The 19,875-nt window shown below is 54.4% G+C and carries 16 protein-coding genes and 1 pseudogene; 5 read left to right on the top strand and 12 right to left on the bottom strand.

What is annotated here, in order from left to right:
- Positions 1-5 precede the first annotated feature (5 nt).
- A pseudogene (locus LZ634_RS17220) lies at positions 6-323 on the bottom strand (AraC family ligand binding domain-containing protein); the annotation flags it as partial.
- Between the two features lie 232 nt (positions 324-555).
- Between LZ634_RS17220 and LZ634_RS17215 the strand changes: the two are divergent.
- Complete coding sequence (locus LZ634_RS17215) at positions 556-3,096, top strand: penicillin G acylase (RefSeq protein WP_234507422.1); 2,541 nt, start codon at positions 556-558, stop codon at positions 3,094-3,096.
- Positions 3,097-3,420: 324 nt separating this feature from the next.
- Here LZ634_RS17215 and LZ634_RS17210 read toward each other — a convergent pair whose 3' ends face one another.
- The 4 genes from LZ634_RS17210 to btsT all read right to left on the bottom strand — a co-directional run bounded on the left by LZ634_RS17210 (position 3,421) and on the right by btsT (position 7,734).
- Positions 3,421-3,966, bottom strand: coding sequence for a YfaZ family outer membrane protein (locus LZ634_RS17210; protein WP_234507420.1), 546 nt, complete (start codon positions 3,964-3,966; stop codon positions 3,421-3,423).
- Positions 3,967-4,319: 353 nt separating this feature from the next.
- A complete protein-coding gene (yjiA, locus tag LZ634_RS17205) occupies positions 4,320-5,273 on the bottom strand; it encodes a GTPase (RefSeq protein ID WP_234507418.1) in 954 nt (317 codons plus the stop codon).
- An 11-nt stretch (positions 5,274-5,284) separates the two neighbouring features.
- Complete coding sequence (locus tag LZ634_RS17200) at positions 5,285-5,488, bottom strand: YbdD/YjiX family protein (protein ID WP_035893372.1); 204 nt, start codon at positions 5,486-5,488, stop codon at positions 5,285-5,287.
- A 95-nt stretch (positions 5,489-5,583) separates the two neighbouring features.
- Entirely contained in the window at positions 5,584-7,734 is a 2,151-nt protein-coding gene (gene btsT / locus LZ634_RS17195; RefSeq protein WP_052283215.1) for a pyruvate/proton symporter BtsT, read from the bottom strand.
- A gap of 515 nt (positions 7,735-8,249) precedes the next feature.
- Between btsT and LZ634_RS17190 the strand changes: the two genes are divergently transcribed.
- On the top strand, positions 8,250-9,260 hold the full coding sequence (locus tag LZ634_RS17190) for an Ldh family oxidoreductase (protein ID WP_234507417.1): 1,011 nt from the start codon (positions 8,250-8,252) through the stop codon (positions 9,258-9,260).
- A 138-nt stretch (positions 9,261-9,398) separates the two neighbouring features.
- A complete protein-coding gene (tsr, locus tag LZ634_RS17185) occupies positions 9,399-11,063 on the top strand; it encodes a methyl-accepting chemotaxis protein (protein WP_234507414.1) in 1,665 nt (554 codons plus the stop codon).
- A gap of 25 nt (positions 11,064-11,088) precedes the next feature.
- Here the strand turns inward: tsr and LZ634_RS17180 are convergent, their stop codons facing one another.
- The 7 genes from LZ634_RS17180 to LZ634_RS17150 all read right to left on the bottom strand — a co-directional run bounded on the left by LZ634_RS17180 (position 11,089) and on the right by LZ634_RS17150 (position 17,349).
- On the bottom strand, positions 11,089-11,604 hold the full coding sequence (locus tag LZ634_RS17180) for a GNAT family N-acetyltransferase (RefSeq protein ID WP_234507412.1): 516 nt from the start codon (positions 11,602-11,604) through the stop codon (positions 11,089-11,091).
- 55 nt (positions 11,605-11,659) lie between these two features.
- Positions 11,660-13,954 (bottom strand): phosphatidylglycerol--membrane-oligosaccharide glycerophosphotransferase, encoded by a 2,295-nt coding sequence (opgB, locus tag LZ634_RS17175; protein ID WP_234507410.1) that lies wholly within the window; start codon positions 13,952-13,954, stop codon positions 11,660-11,662.
- A 198-nt stretch (positions 13,955-14,152) separates the two neighbouring features.
- Positions 14,153-14,644 carry a DUF2501 domain-containing protein gene (locus tag LZ634_RS17170; protein ID WP_234507407.1) on the bottom strand — a complete coding sequence of 164 codons (492 nt, stop codon included), beginning with the start codon at positions 14,642-14,644 and terminating at the stop codon, positions 14,153-14,155.
- Positions 14,645-14,712: 68 nt separating this feature from the next.
- The gene (dnaC, locus tag LZ634_RS17165; RefSeq protein WP_061283068.1) at positions 14,713-15,450 is read right to left on the bottom strand and encodes a DNA replication protein DnaC; all 738 of its coding nucleotides are present in this window, start codon (positions 15,448-15,450) and stop codon (positions 14,713-14,715) included.
- 2 nt (positions 15,451-15,452) lie between these two features.
- On the bottom strand, positions 15,453-15,992 hold the full coding sequence (gene dnaT, locus LZ634_RS17160) for a primosomal protein DnaT (protein ID WP_234507405.1): 540 nt from the start codon (positions 15,990-15,992) through the stop codon (positions 15,453-15,455).
- Between the two features lie 116 nt (positions 15,993-16,108).
- The gene (locus LZ634_RS17155; protein ID WP_234507403.1) at positions 16,109-16,582 is read right to left on the bottom strand and encodes a threonine/serine exporter; all 474 of its coding nucleotides are present in this window, start codon (positions 16,580-16,582) and stop codon (positions 16,109-16,111) included.
- Entirely contained in the window at positions 16,573-17,349 is a 777-nt protein-coding gene (locus LZ634_RS17150) for a threonine/serine ThrE exporter family protein (protein ID WP_234507401.1), read from the bottom strand. Before LZ634_RS17150 ends, LZ634_RS17155 begins: the two co-directional genes overlap by 10 nt.
- A gap of 279 nt (positions 17,350-17,628) precedes the next feature.
- On the opposite strand from LZ634_RS17150, the gene pobA reads away from it, so the two are divergent.
- Both pobA and LZ634_RS17140 read left to right on the top strand, forming a co-directional pair.
- Positions 17,629-18,813 carry a 4-hydroxybenzoate 3-monooxygenase gene (pobA, locus tag LZ634_RS17145; RefSeq protein ID WP_234507399.1) on the top strand — a complete coding sequence of 395 codons (1,185 nt, stop codon included), beginning with the start codon at positions 17,629-17,631 and terminating at the stop codon, positions 18,811-18,813.
- Positions 18,814-18,816: 3 nt separating this feature from the next.
- A complete protein-coding gene (locus tag LZ634_RS17140; RefSeq protein ID WP_234507397.1) occupies positions 18,817-19,716 on the top strand; it encodes a helix-turn-helix domain-containing protein in 900 nt (299 codons plus the stop codon).
- Positions 19,717-19,875 lie beyond the last annotated feature (159 nt).

The following is a 19,875-nucleotide window of genomic DNA, read 5'->3' as shown; positions in this document are numbered from 1 at the left end:
AGGCCGAACAGCGCATCGTCGCGGAGAAGCTGCTGGCCAAAGTCGAGTGGCGTGTCGATATACAGCATGTGATAGCTGCGTGGCTGCCCCTGCAGCGGGTTACAGCTGTGCGGCGCGTTGGCCGGGATCACGATGAGATCGCCGGGTGCCAGCAGATATTCCTGTCCCTGGCAGATGCAGCGAGTGTTCCCTTCAAGGATTGCACCGATCGACAGCTGAACATGGCTGTGGCGTTTGTACGCCTGAGTGCTCTGCCAGGTGCTGCGCAGCTCAAGCCCGGGCGTGCGGATGAAGGTCTGGTGGATTTCGCGCGGTGTGGTCATGGGCTCGTCCTTGTGGGTTTATTTTTATATACCACATCCAGACGGTATCGGCAGGGCTATGCAAGTAAAAGCAAAATTGAAATGATTCGCTTTAGATCACATTTAGTTATTTATTGTATCAATAATTCATATCACAACTCACAGTTCGCGTGGAAACTATTCGCATGAAATACATTAAATCAATGTGATTGCTAGTATCAATTCGCTAATCATACACCTGCAAGAGGATACAATGAAAAATAGAAATCGTATGATCGTGAACGGTATTATGACTTCCCTGATCTGTTGTTCTAGCCTGTCAGCGCTGGCGGCAAGCCCGCCAACCGAGGTTAAGATCGTTCGCGATGAATACGGCATGCCGCATATTTACGCCGATGATACCTATCGACTGTTTTACGGCTATGGCTACGTGGTGGCGCAGGATCGCCTGTTCCAGATGGAAATGGCGCGCCGCAGTACTCAGGGGACCGTCTCCGAGGTGCTGGGCAAAGCGTTCGTCAGTTTTGATAAAGATATTCGCCAGAACTACTGGCCGGATTCCATTCGCGCGCAGATAGCCTCCCTCTCCGCTGAGGATAAATCCATTTTTCAGGGCTATGCCGATGGCATGAATGCGTGGATCGATAAAGTGAACGCCAGCCCCGATAAGCTGTTACCGCAGCAGTTCTCCACCTTTGGTTTTAAACCAAAGCATTGGGAACCGTTTGATGTGGCGATGATTTTTGTCGGCACCATGGCGAACCGTTTCTCTGACAGCACCAGCGAGATTGATAACCTGGCGCTGCTGACGGCGCTGAAGGATAAGTACGGCAAGCAGCAGGGCATGGCGGTCTTTAACCAGCTGAAATGGCTGGTGAATCCTTCCGCGCCAACCACCATTGCGGCGCAGGAAAGCGCCTATCCGCTGAAGTTTGATCTGCAAAACACGCAAACGGCGGCGCTGCTGCCGCGCTACGACCAACCGGCACCGATGCTCGATCGCCCGGCAAAAGGGGCCGATGGCGCGCTGCTGGCGCTGACTGCCGATAAGAACCGGGAAACTATCGCCGCGCAGTTCGCGCAAAGCGGCGCTAACGGCCTGGCTGGCTACCCGACCACCAGTAATATGTGGGTGATTGGCAAAAACAAAGCCCAGGATGCGAAGGCCATTATGGTCAATGGGCCGCAGTTTGGCTGGTATGCCCCGGCGTACACCTACGGTATCGGCCTGCACGGCGCGGGCTATGACGTCACCGGCAATACGCCGTTTGCCTATCCTGGCCTCGTTTTTGGTCACAACGGCACTATTTCATGGGGATCCACCGCCGGTTTTGGCGATGATGTCGACATCTTTGCCGAAAAACTCTCCGCTGATAAGCCGGGCTATTATCAGCATAACGGCGAGTGGGTGAAGATGTTGAGCCGCAAAGAGACCATCGCAGTCAAAGACGGCCAGCCGGAATCCTTTACCGTCTGGCGCACGCTGCACGGCAACGTCATCAAAACCGATACCGCGACGCAGACCGCCTATGCGAAAGCGCGCGCCTGGGATGGCAAAGAGGTGGCGTCCATGCTGGCGTGGACGCACCAGATGAAGGCCAAAAACTGGCAGGAGTGGACGCAGCAGGCGGCCAAACAGGCGCTGACCATCAACTGGTACTACGCCGATGTGAACGGCAATATCGGCTATGTGCATACCGGCGCCTATCCGGATCGCCAGCCCGGCCACGACCCGCGCCTGCCGGTTCCTGGCACCGGAAAATGGGACTGGAAAGGGCTGCTGTCGTTTGATTTGAACCCGAAAGTGTATAACCCGCAGTCGGGCTATATCGCCAACTGGAACAACTCGCCGCAAAAAGACTACCCGGCCTCCGATCTGTTCGCGTTCCTGTGGGGCGGAGCGGATCGCGTCACTGAGATCGACACGATCCTCGATAAGCAACCGCGCTTCACCGCCGATCAGGCGTGGGATGTGATCCGCCAAACCAGCCGTCGGGATCTCAACCTGCGCCTGTTTTTACCGACGCTGAAGGAAGCCACCGCGAGTCTGGCGGAAAACGATCCGCGCCGCCAGCTGGTGGATAAACTGGCGACCTGGGACGGTGAAAACCTTGTCAACGATGACGGAAAAACCTATCAGCAACCGGGTTCAGCGATTCTCAACGCCTGGCTGACCAGTATGCTCAAACGCACGGTGGTTGCTGCGGTCCCGGCGCCGTTTGGCAAGTGGTACAGCGCCAGCGGCTATGAAACCACGCAGGACGGGCCAACCGGCTCGCTGAACATCAGCGTCGGAGCGAAGATCCTTTACGAAGCTCTGCAGGGCGATAAGTCGCCAATCCCGCAGGCGGTCGATCTGTTTGGCGGGAAACCGCAGCAGGAAGTGGTTCTGGCGGCGCTGGACGACGCCTGGCAGACGCTGTCAAAACGCTATGGTAACGACGTCACCGGTTGGAAAACCCCGGCCATGGCGCTTACCTTCCGGGCCAATAACTTCTTCGGCGTGCCGCAGGCGGCAGCAAAAGAGGCGCGGCATCAGGCGGAGTACCAGAACCGCGGCACGGAAAATGACATGATTGTCTTCTCGCCAACCTCGGGGAATCGCCCGGTTCTCGCCTGGGATGTGGTTGCACCGGGGCAAAGTGGTTCTATCGCCCCGGATGGTAAGGCCGATAAACACTATGACGATCAGCTGAAAATGTACGAGAGCTTTGGCCGCAAATCGCTGTGGTTAACGTCTCAGGAAGTTGACGAGCACAAAGAGTCTCAGGAGGTTCTGCAGGTTCAGCGGTAATGCTTTGGCATCCCCCGGCTTCTTATGCGGGGGCGAGGTTGGAAACCTGATTGCACGCGACAAACCAAGTGTTCTGCCAGTGTGATTGGGAATTAAAGAGTTTGTTAGCCAGAAGCAGGTGGCCGCACATCGCGAATGGCGCACATAAAAAACCTGCCTTCCGGCTAACATCGTTCACTTAAGCAAAGCGATTAGGGGAAACGCCGGGATTGGGTTCCCGGAGGGACGCCAAACCCGGTGGTCGCCCCGGGTATCTCAATCTTAAACTGACGGTGTTAGCCTTCTGGCAGGTTTTTTATCAGGTACGTATGCGTTTCTGTTTTATCAGAAAGTCACGCCGCCGCCCACATAGGCACCGTCAACCAGGGTGTGACCAGGACGACCGTCTTTGCCATCAACGCTCACGTGGCGGTAGCCCACTTTCAGGGTCAGCGGAGTGATTGGGGTCCAGCTTACGCCGCCGTTGGCTTCAACGTAGTTTTTGACGCTATTGTTCAGCCCTTCTGGCGCGACATAGCCTTCACCAAACACATTGATGCTGTCGGTTACCGCAACGCTAACGCCGCCGCCGATTGGGAATGCTACGCCGTTATCGCCTTTTTTCGGCCCGATGTAGATGGCTTTCGCGCCGGCATTCAGCATCACCGGGCCCACTTCGAGGTTATAGCCTGCACCGACGCCGCCGGTCTGAGTACCATCATCGGTATTCTTGAGCCAGTTACCTTCGGTATACAGGCCGGATGAAGATTTACCCATTTCAACATTCAGATTGGTGAAGTTTTTACCCTGCTCAATGCTGCCCCCCATGGCCAGTGCGGAACCGGATACGGCGGTCAGAGCGGAAAGGAGAAGGACATTAAGCTTTTTCATGGTGTATACCTCGTCATCAGAATTAATCTGCGGACACCTTAACAATCATTGTTTACCGCTGCAAATGTGAGGTAAGTCGATTTTTTATGCTGGTTTTGTTAATGGGTTTACTTTGTGATGTTGTTGATTGGTATGCTTTTAACGACGTCAATGTTTAATCTTTTGACGTTTAGTACCTGTTTAGCGCTTGGCTAAACGGACGCTGAACAGAGCGGCGGGAATTGGTTGGATGTGAATTAATTGGCTTTTTAATAATTTCCGAAAACGTCTCAATCTTCGCACACGAAAATGTAAATTTACATTTCTACGCATTTTATTACCCCCTCCGGGTGGAGAGGGCAATGGCGATGCGGCTATTTGCGTAACCCTTCAAATGCGGCGCGGATTTCATCTTCCGGCAGCTGAATGCCGATAAACACCAGCGTGCTGTGCGGCGCTTCATCGCCCCACGGACGATCCCAGTCGGCGCTGTACAGGCGCTGTACGCCCTGGAACAGCAGGCGGTTGGGCTCGCCATCAATCCACAGCATCCCTTTGTAGCGCAGCAGCTTGTCGGCGAAATCCAGCAGCAGATTTTCCATCACTCGCGACACGTCGCTAATATCGACCGGGTAATCCAGCTCGACCACAATAGACGACACGTCGTTCTGCTTATCGGCCATAAAGTGGAAGCGCGGCTTAGAGGTGACGTTTTCTTCCAGCATAAAACCGTTGGTATTGAACAGCTGCGACAGGTCGATATCGCCGTGGACGACGGTATAAATCGGCGCGCGGGCGTTGATGCGGGTCAGGCGCTCGCGGAGCTTTTCGGCGTCGCCCGCCACGTCGGTTTTGGTCAGCAGAATGCGATCGGCATAGCCGACCTGCGATTGTGCGATGGTGAACTGGTTCATCTGGTCGTCGGCATGGACCGCGTCAACCAGCGCAATCACGCCGTCCAGCAGATAGCGTTCGCACAGGACCTCGTGGGAGAAAAAGGTTTGAATGATTGGGCCGGGGTCGGCCATGCCGGTGCATTCGATCACCAGACGGTCAAAGCTGATGGTGCCTTTGTCGAGGTTATCCAGCAGGTCGAGCAGCGCGTCTTCCAGTTCGTTGGAGCGGGTGCAGCAGATGCAGCCGTTGGTCAGGGTTTTAATCTGGGTGGCGCGATCGCCAATCAGCTGGTCGTCAACGGAGACTTCGCCAAACTCGTTTTCAATGACGGCAATTTTAAAGCCGTGCTGTTCGTTGAGAATGTGGCGCAGGAGGGTGGTTTTCCCCGCGCCGAGGAATCCGGTAAGTAGGGTAACTGCAATCGGTGCCATGTGGTCTCCTTTTAGCAGCAGCGCATGCCGCCTTTTCCATCGCCGCCGTAGCGTGCCTGCTGGCGTTCGCGGAAGAATTCTTCATAGGTCATGTACGGTTTATCCGGATGGTTGGTCTGCATATGCTCAACGTAGTTGTCATAGTCCGGAATGCCGATCAGCATTTTTGCCGCCTGACCGAGGTATTTTTTTGCCTGTCCTAAGTTACCAAACATTGTGCCATCCAGATAGAAAAAGCCCGGTGGCGCTACGCTTACCGGGCCTGCATTTGCGGTAGGCCGGATAAACGTAGCGCTATCCGGCATCAGGTTTAGTGGTGTGAAGAGGTTTTCACGCCGCCTTCTGGAACCGGCACGTACGGTGTTTCTTTGTCAGTACGTTTATCGCTATTGCGCACCTGCATCCAGGTTTTGAAACCGTAGAAGATGATGCTGTACACCACTACCAGGAACAGAATACTCAGGCCGGCGTTGGTGTAGTTGTTAACCACGATATGGTTCATGTTGGCGACCTGCTGGGCGGTCAGTTCACCACCGGCAGCAATTTTCTCTTTGTACTGGCTGGCCATGTAGAAGAAGCCTTCCATCTGCGGGTTGGTGCTGAACAGTTTCAGGCCCAGCGCCCAGGTGGTGCAGATAAGCAGCCATACTGCAGGGATAGTCGTTACCCAGATGTATTTAGAGCGTTTCATCTTAATCAGGATAACCGTACCCAGCACCAGCGCCACGGCGGCCAGCATCTGGTTAGAGATACCGAATAGCGGCCACAGGCTTTTCACGCCGCCCAGCGGGTCGACAACGCCTTGATACAGCAGGTAACCCCACAGACCGACACAGCCCGCAGTTGCTACAACGCCTGCCACCAGAGAGTCTGTTTTCTTCAGGAACGGCACGAAGTTCCCCAACAGATCCTGCAGCATGAAGCGGCCAGCACGGGTACCGGCGTCCAGCGCGGTGAGGATAAACAGCGCTTCAAACAGGATCCCGAAATGGTACCAGAAGCCCATATCGGCCATCGGCATCACTTTGTGGAACACGTGTGCGATACCAACGGCCAGCGTTGGTGCGCCGCCTGCACGGTTCAGAACCGACGGTTCGCCGATATCTTTCGCCGTTTGCAGAATCTGCTCAGGGGAGATGACGAAGCCCCAGGAGCTGACGGTCGCTGCCGCATGTACGGTAACGTCTTTCAGCTGTGCGGCAATCAGCGCCGCGTTCTCGCCGCCCATTTCATGCAGGTTTGGCATGGTGATGCCCAGGCCCGCCGGTGGGGTATTCATGGCGAAGTACAGACCTGGCTCGATGATAGAAGCCGCAACCAGCGCCATGATTGCCACGAAGGATTCCATCAGCATTGCGCCATAGCCAATCAGGCGAGCATCGTTTTCGTTCGCCAGCAGCTTCGGCGTAGTACCGGAGGAGATCAGCGCGTGGAAGCCAGAAACGGCGCCACAGGCGATGGTGATAAACAGGAACGGGAACATTGCGCCTTTCCACAGCGGGCCGGTACCGTCGATGTACTGGGTCACTGCTGGCATTTTCAGATCCGGGTTGAGGATGACGATCCCCAGCGCCAGGCCGACGATAACGCCGATTTTCAGGAAGGTAGCAAGGTAGTCACGCGGTGCCAGAATCAGCCATACCGGCAGCAGCGCGGAGATAAAGGCGTAACCAATCAGCGCGAAAGTGATGGTGGTGTCTTTAAAGGTCAGCGCTGGGCCCCAGTACGGGTCGTGCGCAATCACGCCGCCGAAGTAAATCGAGGCCACCAGCAGCACGATACCAATCACCGACACTTCGCCGACGCGGCCCGGGCGGATAAAGCGCATGTAGATACCCATAAACAGCGCAATCGGCACGGTCGAGCAGACGGTGAACACGCCCCACGGGCTTTCTGCCAGGGCTTTCACCACGATCAGCGCCAGCACCGCCAGGATAATAATCATGATCAGGAAGCAGCCAAACAGCGCGATGGAGCCCGGCACGCGGCCCATCTCTTCTTTGACCATTTCGCCCAGCGACGAACCGTTACGGCGCGTGGAGATAAACAGCACCATAAAGTCCTGTACCGCCCCCGCCAGTACCACGCCCGCCAGCAGCCACAGGGTACCCGGCAGGTAGCCCATCTGTGCGGCGAGTACCGGACCAACCAGCGGACCGGCACCGGCGATAGCGGCGAAGTGGTGGCCGAACAGCACGTAGCGGTTGGTCGGCACGTAGTTCAGGCCATCGTTGTTAATGACCGCCGGCGTCGCGCGCGTCGGGTCAAGCTTCATCACCTTCTGAGCGATGTACAGGCTGTAGTAGCGATAAGCCACCAGATAAACGGAAACCGACGCTACGACGATCCACAGGGCACTAACGTGCTCACCGCGGCGCAGAGCGACGACCGAGAGGCAAAACGCACCGATGATTCCGAGAATCACCCAGGGTATGTGCTTGAATAGCTTTTTAGTATCCATAGTAAAACCTGGTTTTTATAGGATGAATATTCAGCCGAAGCTGCCGTTGTTTTGAGTTTGGGGTTGAGGAGGTATTGATCGTTATGCTGACGACAAGTTTGCCAGACCGACGCGCGTGTAAAGTTGGGTAAGTGAGTGAGCGGTTGAAAGTGGAGGCTAAGCGGTTACGTGCGGGGGTAAGCGGTTGGACAAGCGCTGAGCAACGAAGAAATATGTGATTGAGATCTCAAGTTTTTTCAGGTTAAGGAAGATGTCGCCCGTCAAGGCGACACAAGCTCCCCCGGCTGTCTTGTTCGGGCCGGCGCTCCTGCGGCTGGTTGCACTTCTTTGAGTCAGGTTATACCGATGAACGAAACACCATCAATAGTCCACAGTGGACTAAAGGCGTGATAGAGTCTGGAGAGAATATCTCTGGCGCGAATGAATATAAATGTGATGTAAATCACCTGGTTAACCCAGTAAAACCCGCGCCTCCCTCTATGCTTTAAACCTGCCCGACAATATGGAGAAGAAGAATGACGACGGTAAACATCGCGCTCAATGACGCGTATGAGCTGGCTTTTGACGTGCTGCGCTCAAATGGTTTTTCGCAACCTCACGCCGAAGCTATCGCGCGTAACGTCACGGCCGGTGAGCGCGACGGCTGCGCTTCGCACGGACTATGGCGTCTGCTGGGGATCGTTGAGACATTGCGTAAGGGCAAAGTGTCTCCGGACGCCGAGCCGATTATCGTTGATCAGGCTCCGGCTATCGTAAAGGCGGATGCCCAGGGCGCGTATTCGCTGTGCGCTTATGAACAGGCGCTGCCGCTGTTGATTGAGAAAGCCCGCCACTGCGGTATCGCGGCACTGGCGATTAACCGCTGCGTACACTTCTCTGCGCTGTTCGCCGATGTTGAACCGCTGACCGATGTCGGATTGGTCGGTTATGCCTGTACGCCAAGCCATGCCTGGGTTGCACCGGCGGGTGGAACCCAGCCGTTGTTTGGTACTAACCCGATTGCCTTCGGTTGGCCGCGTGGCGATAAACATCCGTTTATCTTTGATATGGCGACCAGCGCGGCGGCGCGCGGTGAAATTCAGCTGCACCAGCGGGCAGGTAAATCTATTCCTGAAGGCTGGGGGATTGATAGCGATGGGCAGCCGACAACCGATCCGCAAGCGGTGCTGGACGGAGCCATGCTGACCTTCGGCGGGCATAAAGGCTCGGCGCTGGCGGCAATGGTTGAACTGTTTGCCGGGCCGCTGATTGGCGATATGACCAGCGCGGAATCACTGGCCTGGGATAGCGGTGCTGGTGGTCTGCCGTACGGTGGTGAACTGATTCTGGCACTTGATCCACAGCGGTTCTTAGGTGATGAGGCGCCGGTGCATTTAGCGCGCGCAGAGACGTTATTTGACGGTATGCAAGCGCAAGGGGCGAGACTGCCCGGCGAGCGGCGCTATCTGGCGCGTTTGCAGAGTGAAAAACAGGGGCTGGCACTTTCACGCAGCCTGTATGATGAAATCTGTGCTCTGCGCGGATAAACCCGTCGCGCCGCCCATCAGTGGCGGCGCGGTACTAACGTAATATCGCGATTTTGCCGCGCATTAATAGGCATAATTTCTATAAAGTTTTTCTTTTCCCCGCCGAAAATTTGTTATTCGTCTAAAGGAAAGAGAAACATGTTAAACCGTCTTAAAATCGTCACCAGCCTTGTGCTGGTTTTGGTGTTGTTTGGCCTGTTGCAGCTGGCATCAGGTGGCTTGTTCTTTAACTCCCTGAAGCATGACAAAGAGAACTTCACCATTTTGCAAACGGTGCGTACGCAGCAGTCCGGGCTAAACGGTAGCTGGGTTGCACTGCTGCAAACGCGCAATACCTTAAACCGCGCCGGGATCCGCTACATGATGGATCAGAATAATATCGGTAGCGGTGCAACCGTCGCTGAACTGATGCAGATTGCCAGCAAATCTCTGGGGGAAGCGGAAAAGCGTTGGACCGAATATGAAGCATTGCCGCGCGATCCGCGTCAAAGCGAAGCGGCTGCGCTGGAAATTAAGCGTAACTACGATATTTACCACGGTGCGCTGGCAGAGCTTATTCAACTGCTGGGGGCAGGCAAGATCAATGATTTCTTCGATCAGCCAACCCAGGGCTATCAGGATGGTTTTGAGAAAGCCTACGTCAACTACCTGCAGCAGAACGACAGTCTGTACGATCTGGCGGTGAAAGATAGCAATGCGTCTTACACCCAGGCGATGTGGATCCTGTTTGCCGTGATGGTGGCGGTACTGGCGGTGATCATCTCCGTTTGGTTGGGTGTGCGCAAAACGCTTATCTCTCCACTGAATCGTTTAATCGACAGCATTCGTCATATCGCTGGTGGCGATCTGGTGAAGCGTATTGATGTCGAGAGCCACAACGAAATGGGCGAACTGGCACACTCTCTGCGTCATATGCAGGGCGAGCTGGCGCGTACCGTGGGTGAAGTGCGTCAGGGTGCCGATGCGATTTACAGTGGTGCCAGCGAAATCGCGATGGGCAACAACGATCTCTCTTCCCGCACCGAACAGCAGGCCGCTTCTCTGGAAGAGACAGCAGCCAGCATGGAAGAGCTGACCGCTACCGTGAAGCAGAACGCCGAAAACGCCCGTCAGGCCAGCCATCTGGCGCTGAGCGCGTCGGAAACCGCGCAGAAGGGCGGTAAAGTGGTGGATAACGTGGTGCAGACGATGCGCGACATCACCGCCAGTTCGCAGAAAATCGCCGATATTATTAGCGTCATTGACGGCATTGCCTTCCAGACCAACATTCTGGCGCTGAACGCCGCGGTTGAAGCCGCACGTGCAGGCGAGCAGGGGCGTGGTTTTGCGGTGGTCGCGGGCGAAGTGCGTAACCTGGCACAGCGTAGCGCCCAGGCTGCTCGTGAAATTAAGAGCCTGATTGAAGATTCGGTAAACCGTGTCGATCTTGGTTCTACGCTGGTGGAAAGCGCCGGTGAAACCATGGATGAAATCGTGAATGCAGTCACCCGCGTGACCGATATCATGGGTGAAATCGCCTCGGCGTCCGATGAGCAGAGCCGCGGTATCGACCAGGTTGGGCTGGCGGTTGCCGAGATGGATCGCGTGACTCAGCAGAACGCCTCGCTGGTGGAGGAGTCGGCGGCGGCGGCTGCCGCGCTGGAAGAGCAGGCGAGCCGTCTGACACAGGCGGTGGCGGTATTCCGTATTCAACAAGGCCAGGCTGCGGCGGCGCGTGAGCCAGCGAGTACGGTTGCGGCTGCGCCGACGACGCTGCGTAAAGCAGCTGTCACCGACACTGGGGAAAACTGGGAAACCTTCTGATGCCGTTGCGCGCCTACCGGGCGCGTTAATCCAGCATCAGGCGCATGGCGCAGCGTGATTCATATGCAAAGCCATGCGCACTTTCTTCCTGTCGTTTCTGTCGGAGTGCGACGTCTAGCGTCGCCTCTGGCAAAATTTCAAACCCCATCCGCGCGTACCATGGCGCATTCCACGGTATCTCCCGAAATGTCGTTAACGTCAGCGATGTAAAGCCTCTCTCCCTTGCCACTGCCGCTACAAAATCAATCAGCCGGCGACCTAAGCCTTGCCCCTGCCATGCCAGATGCAACGATATTTCGGTAATAAACAGCGAATCATCTTGCGCTTCAGCCAGCAGAAAGCCGACCGGACAATCGCCAGCCAGCACAACCCAGCTCAGGCCATCAGATGCGGCCTGCTGGTGCTGATCCACGGAAATAACGGGCCCCTCGGCAAGCCAGGCCAGTTCAGGTATTTGGGTGAAGCGTTGTCCGGCTGCACGCTCAATAGCGGGCAAGGCGGCAACATCGAGTTGGCTCGTAGGCCGACAGGAGAAGATCATAGGGCCTGCTTTGGGGATAGGCCCGGCAGCTTGATGACTACCGGGCGCGATGGAATTAGCCTTCTGAGGCGACTACTTTGATTTCTACCATGCCAATGCCCAGCTGGCGCGGGGAGTGGCCGAGAATATTGCCATCGTTAGTCGACTGCGGATCCGGCGGGACGATCACCAGCGTATTGGCGTTCGCTGGGTTCTCGAAGTGCAGCGTGGTGGTGGTGACGTCGTTGTTCAGCGTCAACAGCTGTTCGTTTTTACCCACGCGTATCGGGATTGGTTGATTGGCGTTAGGGCCATAGGCTTTGGCGGTGATCACCAGATCGAAGCGCTTCGGTAGCGGGTGCTGATATTCAATTTTCACCTCTTTACCCAGCTGCGCGTTGGACCAGCGGCCCCAGGATTCAGGACGCGAGATGCCGCTAAAGCTCTTCACTTCCTCCGGCGCGCCGGCAACGTTGAAGATAAAGCTGTCGGCCTTGTAGCGAATATCGTTATCGACGATTTTCAGCGAGTCGACATTGCCTTTGTAGCGCACCATATCGATAACCGTATCTTTGAACTCGGTTTTGCCGTTCCATATCGCTTTATCGACCTGCTGTACTTTCTGCTCACCGCCCAGTTGGCCCTGTGAGACGCACCAGTTGGTGGAAAGCGAGAGCTCTGGTGACCACAGCTGTGCCATCTTGTAGCAACGGTCAACCCAGACGAAATTGTCGCGCGGGGCGAAATCAGCCAGCTGATAGCGCAGCGGCGCGGAGTACTCGCTTTCCGGCAGCGGTTCAACGCGGTTATCCGAAACGCGCAGCAGCAGCGGCAGGCGGAAATGGCTGCCGGAGAATGCGATCATGTTTTTCTGGGTATCGATAGAGAAGGCTTTGATCTCTTTCGGGAAGTTCCACAGGCGGATAACGTCAGGCTTCCAGGCCAGCACTTTTTCTTTCATGTTAAGGAACACTTCGGAAAGCGATTGCCCGGACAGGCTGCTGCGGCCAAGGCCGATAAAGTTGTCGCCGCCGAGAATATCCAGCACCGTGGCGCCGTTATCCATGGTATTACGCTTCACCGCCAGCAGATCCTGCGTGTCGGGTTTATCGCCACGCAGCACGAAGAACAGATTGCTGCGGTCCTGCTTGTTCAGCTCATCCCAGGCGGTATTTTTCATCGCGAGGTGATCGGAAGAGACGACGATAATGGTGTTTTTGAACCACGGCGATGCTTTTATCTTATTGATAAATTCAGCAATATTTTCCTGACTGCAGGCCACCGCGCTAAATGACTGGTTGGCTTTACCGTTGATGTCATAGCGTTTGCGGTTACAGGAGCGCGAAATGAAACCATCCGGATGGTGAGTGTCTACGGTTAGGGTAAACAATGAGAAACGTTTCCCTTCGCGGGAGAGGGTCTCAAATTTCTTCCAGGCTTCATCGAGTACGGTGTCGTCATAGTAGCCCCAGTCATTTTTGTAGGCCGGGTCGGCAACGGTGGTTTTCAGCTCTTCCGCGCCGTACAGATAATCAAAGCCGTGCGATTTCAGGAACACATCTTTGCCGGCAAAGCGCAGGTTGGCGCCCTGAACGAAGTAGTTTTCGTAGCCGGAGTTTTTCAGGATATCGCCAAGACAGATATTCTGCGGGAAAAAGCTCGAAAGCGAGGCGGAGGCGTTACCTTCAAACGGCGCAAACAACGGAATACCACACTGAGAGGCGACCATTCCGGCAATCGTGTAGTCGGTGCCCGGCAGCTGCATGGTGTGACTGAAATCGAGCCCTTCGTTCTTTAGCGCGCCCAGTTCCGGGGCCAGATTAGGGAAGGCCTGCTCGTCAAAGTAGGTGCGCTCAAGGCTTTCACCATAGATGTAGACAAGGTTTAATTTTGGATTTGGGATCGTCTTCGACGGCTCTTTGTAGTAGGCCGAGAAGTCAGGATCGCCGTCACGCGATTGCGATTTTACCAGCTCGCTAATCTGGCGAAATGCCGGGCTGGCGTCCACTGACCCGACGGCCAGAATCAGTGCCAGCAGGCTATAGCCAAAGTGATGGGGATGATGGCGGCGACGGCGCAGCAGCCAGCCTAACCCACCAAATACGGCGACCAGCGCGGCAACAATACCCAGCCCTGGGAGAATGTATTTGCCGACACCCGCGCCCGTCAGGCTATTGGTCAGGGTGTAGAGCACCGCATCGGTGATGCCATCGCCGGTGAAGTAGTCACTTGCGTACAGCGTAATATTCAGGACCACAAACAGGCCCAGTACCGCTAAGGTGGCAGCAAACCACCATTTATTACGCCCCGCCTTCCACGCGTAAATCGCGATAGAAGCCAGAAATAGTACGAGAGATAACAACTCTGACACTTCACATCCTCGACAGCGCCAGGTGTGCTGGCTGAACAGAAATTAACTTCACAATTTAATTGTGTCGTCATCTGTCTGCAATTCTAATGTGATCAAAGTGTGGTGTTATTCAGAATTGGTTTAGAAATAGACGATTTTTTGTGTTACGGAATATTTACGATGAATGAGATGAAGGATCTCATTCATCGTAAAAAGGCATCAGGAAAGGAAGTTAACGCCCTGTTTCAGCACCAGATCGCAGGCTTTGGTTTTTACTTTTTTGCCCAGTTCGGTATTACCTAAGCTGTCGAGATCCAGCTTCTGGCCATCTTTGGCACTCAGCAGACCTTCAATACCGTCCATGTAGCCGGTGTCTTTTTTCTGCTCGGCTGGGGTACTAAGGCCCAGTTTATCCAGCACCTGGTTTTTCACGTTATCAACGTTGGTGACGGAAGCCAGTTTCTGTTTCGCGCAGTATTGCATGATCCCTGCCGCGTTGTTCATGGAGCTGGAACTCAATGACTGGCTGCCGCCGTTAAGCAGGCTGGTTAAGGACGAGAGTGAAGAACCGCCGCTTTGGGTGGTGCTGTTGCCGCCGGTAAGCTGGGTCGCTGCGCTGCTCAGATCTTGTAGCGATACGGCACCTGCCGCAGTGGAAACAAACGCACTAGCAATGATGATGCGGCAAAGCATCGATTTTACTGATTTCATGGATGGACTCGTGTGTGCAAGTAAAAGTTAACCTGATGAGTATACGCTTCTCATTCACCGGATTTATCTTAATACTCTTTGCCAGTCACCCGACTGCGATAACTATCCCAGTTAAAAATGACCCACAGGCTGTTGCCCAGGCGCATACGGTCCATCACGCGCTCGCCCAGCATCTTGTTCATTTCTTCCAGATTGCTATTGGTCAACATACCGGTTGGCCGCTTGGATGAAGAACGACGATCGACGATTTGGTTGATGATCACTTTTTCATAGCGTGATTCGGTCTGCATGCCGATCTCATCGATAACCAGCAGATCGACGTTGCTCAGATCGCTTATCAGCTGTTCTTCGCTGGTTTCCCGATTGCCGAAAGTCTCTTTCATTGCCGACATAATATCGGCGACGGTAATGATCAGTACCGATTTACCGCGCAGCAGCAGCTCGTTGCAGATGGCCGCCGCCAGGTGATTTTTACCTGTGCCCGGTTTGCCGGAAAAAATAAAGCTGGCGATGTTTCCGTCGAATTCATCGACGTACTGGCGTGCTTTGGCCAGCGCGTTCATCTGGCCTTCATTTTCGACGCGGTAGTTATCAAACGAGCAGTTCTGGTGCAGCGGACGAATACCGGAGCGGTTGAAGGTGCGCTGCATCTTCATGGCACGGTTTTCCCGTGCCAGCGCCGCAGCGCGGATCTCGCCCTGTTCCTTTTGCCAGGCCAGCAGCTCTTCGCCGGTTTTGAACGCCGGTTTGATATGTGCTGGCATCATCTTCTGCAAGCGTTTCATTAATTCGCCAACGTCTTTCATGCTCAACCTCTGAAACCCGGTGGAATATGACTGTCAGGCTCGCTGACCGTATTGATATCGCGGCGCGTCTGGTTGCTGCCGTTTGCCCGGCCCATTTGCACGCTGCGCGCCAGTTTTTGCTGCCACTGTACGTGATGGAACACTTTGCCTTCAGCTTGCCAGTAGGCAACGAACGAAGCCAGCTCTTCCGGCGTCACGGGCTCGCTAAGCGCAATGCCCCATAGCGCGGAAAGGCGCAGGAATTCCGCATCCGGCTGCCAGCCTGCGTACATGGCGAATTTCCCCATTGGCACGGCGATAGGTGCCGGGGTGGGTTCTTCAAAAAACTGCGCATCCAGCGCCACGTCGCTGCCTGGACGGGATAGTTTTTCTTCCAGTGCCAGCAGTTGTGCCAGCCGTTCTTGCGTAATGGCATAGAACGCGGGCGCATTATTGGCAAACACCGCAAGCGCACCGCCCTGGGTTTGCGCAAGAATAGCAACGGGATCGGCGTTGAACGCATCAATACCAATCACGTTGGGCGTTAAAATTCGCGAAGACATAACACTATCTCAATACAGAAAAAAACAACGGGAAGGGTGCGGGAAGTCCGCACGAATACTGCACATAGTAGCACAAGCTTTGGGAAGGGCGGCACTCTCCCGCGCCGCCTTTGTAGTTACACCCGCGGACGCTTGCGATACAGCCACAGCCCGGGAATTGACAGGCCAATGGAGAGTGCGCCGACGATGGATGACGCTTTGAGGAAGTTAGTCAGCAGGGTGATCATCATCTCTTCGGTATAGCCAACATGGCTAATTTTCACCGCAGAGATCATTGCTGTATATGCGGAAATACCGGGGAACATTGGGATCACGGCCGCCACGGTGAAAATTTTCGGGTGTGCCAGATACCAGCGTGACCACTGGATGCCAATACTGCCGACCAGCATCGCCGCAAGGAAGGTGGCCCATTCAATATTAAAGCCTGAGGTCATCATGACAAAGCGTGAAGCGTGGCCGATAGCCCCGAGTAGCGCACACCAGGGTAGCGCGCGCTGTGGAACGTTGAAGACCATTGCAAAGCCGACGGCAGGGATCGCCGACAGCACGATGTCTTGCGTCAGTAGTAACAGAAAATCGATTACGCCCATCCGCGTAGCCCCCACATCGTCATCGCCATCACTACACCCACGCAGGTTGCCAGCGTTAACAAGCTGGCGATGGCCCAGCGGGCTAGCCCGGTATTGATATGCCCTTTAAACATGTCGGCGACCGCGTTGATCAGTGGGAAACCAGGGACCAGCAGCAGTACGCTTGCCGCCATGGCCACGGTAGACGTTTGCTGGAATGCCGGAAGCTGTAGCATCAGCCCGGAGACGGTCGTTGCCACGAAGGCGGTCAGGGCGAAGTTAATCTGTGGATGCATGGAGCGGTGGGTAAGCATCTGGCGGATATACATCGCGACGGTGCTGGCGCAAAAAGTGATAAATGCGCCATCCCAGCCGCCATTGTTGAGCTTACAGAAACAGGCGCATGACAACCCAACCATCAGCACAACCAGCCAGCGCGGGTAGCGCAGCGGTTTAATCTGCGCAAAGCGCTTGGCGACGTCTTTATGATCCAGCAGTTTGTGTTCAGCCATAATCACGATGTGCTGCACTTCGGTGACGACGTGCATGTTAATGCCACGATCGCTGTTTTTACGCGTAGAGGTGAGACACAACCCATCCTTGATGGTGGTCAGGACAATCGCATTTGATGAGATTGCGCTTTCGACGCTGTCCATTCCCAGCGCGCGTCCGAGCCGGGTAGAGAGTTCTTCCACCAGAGCGCTTTCTGCCCCGTGCTGCAATAAAAAAAGACCGCACTGAATACAGAGCCGGGTAATAACTCGTTGTTCTGACTGATCGACTTCCATAATGACCTGGTACCGAAAAACGTCTGTGTAATGACCTATTTTTACCCGAAGAGCGCGTAGAGGCTATCCGGTCAGGATCAAACAATGTGCAAAAATTCGGCGACATTTGCATGAGAGCAAAGAGTTGATGTGGCCCACACTTTTCTAAAACTGTTCGAAAGTGCAATTTTTGAACGGAATATGGCCTTCTCTTTCCCGTCCGACTTATCAAAAATGCATTTTGAAACTTTATCAATACACAAAATAAACAAATAATTAACCAAGGTGTGAGGTCATCCTATGAACACGCAAGTTGCCATTATCGGTGCCGGGCCTTCAGGGCTGCTGCTTGGACAGCTGCTGCACAATGCCGGGATTAAAACCGTGATCCTGGAGCGCCAGACGCCAGAGTATGTGCTGGGGCGTATTCGCGCCGGGATCCTTGAAAACGGCACAGTCGAGCTGCTGCGTGAGGCGGGGGTCTCCCGTCGGATGGATGCCGAGGGGCTGATTCACCATGGCGTTGAGTTTCTTTTTGCGGATAAACGAATTCCAGTACCGCTCAGCGAATTGACGCACGGTAAAAGCGTCATGGTGTATGGGCAGACGGAGGTCACTCGTGACTTGATGGAAGCGCGTGAATCCAGTGGGGCGCAGACGATTTATGGCGTTGAGCAAGTTGAGTTGCATGACCTAAAAAGTGATAAACCGTATGTCACCTTCGTGAAGGACGGCGAGCATTGCAAAATTGAGTGCGATTTTGTTGCGGGGTGTGATGGGTTCCACGGTGTTTCCCGGCAGAGTATTCCACGCGAGATCCTGCGCGAGTATGAAAGCATCTGGCCGTTTGGCTGGCTGGGGCTGCTGTCGGACACCCCGCCGGTTAACCCGGAACTGATTTATGCGCACCACGAGCGCGGGTTTGTTTTGTGTAGTCAGCGCTCACTAACAAGAAGCCGCTACTATTTGCAGGTGCCGCTTAGCGACAAGGTTGAGCAGTGGACGGATGAACGCTTCTGGAATGAGCTGAAATGCCGCTTGCCGGATGAGTTAAGCCAGAAGTTAGTAACTGGTCACTCACTTGAGAAGAGCATTGCGCCTCTGCGGAGCTATGTGGTGGAGCCAATGCAGTTTGGCCGTATGTTCCTCGTCGGGGATGCGGCGCATATTGTGCCGCCGACTGGCGCAAAAGGGCTGAATCTGGCGGTATCGGACGTGAATTATCTGTGGCGCATCTTGCGACAGTATTATCACCATGGCCGTATAGATTTGTTAGCTCAATATTCGCAGCTGGCGCTGAATCGCGTGTGGAAAGGTGAGCGGTTTAGCTGGTTTATGACCCATCTTCTGCATGATTTCCAGGACAAGAGCGCGTTTGACAGAAAAATGCAGGAAGCGGACCGCCAATACTATCTTGGATCGCGCGCGGGCCTGACCACGATTGCGGAAAACTATGTTGGATTGCCTTATGAAAAAGTGGAATAAAGCATGAAAAGAGCGGGAGGTGCGGTGCAGTCGGTGGATATTGTGCCGGTCTTTAAGCTCTATGGTGAACAAATGGGCTGGCCGACGCCTGAGCTGTTGCATTGTGAGTCGATTCTCCAGCGCAGCAGTTTGTATGAGTGGCATATCCGGGTGCATCAACATGCCGAGCTGGTACAACTGCTCTACCTGCACAAAGGACAAGCGGAGATTGAGGTTGAAGGAGAACGTAGGGTGGTGACTGAGGCCAGCATTCAGGTCGTACCATCGCTATGCGTACATGGTTTTCGTTTTTCGCCGGGTACGCAGGGATATGTTCTCTCGCTAGCTCTGCCTTTGCTGAGTCGTCTGGAAACGCAGTTTGGCCGCCAGCTAGACGTACTTAGCCGGCCTGGCTGTATTCCGGTTAAACGATCGAATCGGCATATTCAGACGCTATTTACGACGTTACTTAATGAATACACTGAAGATAATGATGCGCGAGAAATGATGCTCTACTCGCTACTTAGTGCGCTGCTGGTTTGGCTTAATCGGCAAGGAGCGCAGGTGGCAGCGGTGGAAGACAAGAGTGAGCGCAAACGTGTCGTGCTGCGCAATTTTTCACGTCTGATGGAAAGCCACTATCGTGAGCATCTCTCGATTGCTGAATATGCGCAAAAACTGGGGGTCTCGACGACGCATTTGAACTGTTTGTGCCGGGAATTTCACGATACCAGCGCGTTAGGGGTCTTGCATCAACGACTGCTGCTTGAGGCGAAAAGAAGCCTGCAGTACACCAGTATGACTGTCACGCAAGTGTCTGATTACTTAGGATTTAGCGATGTTACTTATTTCTCTCGTTTTTTCCGTAAGAAGGGCGGTATGGCCCCCAAAGAATTCAAACTGGGAATGGTTAAGGAGTTATAAATTAGTGTGGCTTAGTTTTAATTTTACTTATTATATTTTTTATGTTTTCTAAGTGATTGTGCATAAATTGATATGCAATACTGCTTTAGTTAACCCTGCCAGTAACTTCATTCAGCAGTATTAATTATTTGTTTGATACAGTAACGTTATTATATTGGA

The sequence above is a fragment of the Kluyvera intermedia genome (genome assembly GCF_021440345.1).
Lineage (GTDB): Bacteria > Pseudomonadota > Gammaproteobacteria > Enterobacterales > Enterobacteriaceae > Kluyvera > Kluyvera intermedia_A.
The sequence above is the reverse complement of the archived record's forward strand: the minus strand, read 5'-3'. Positions and strand labels throughout refer to the sequence as shown.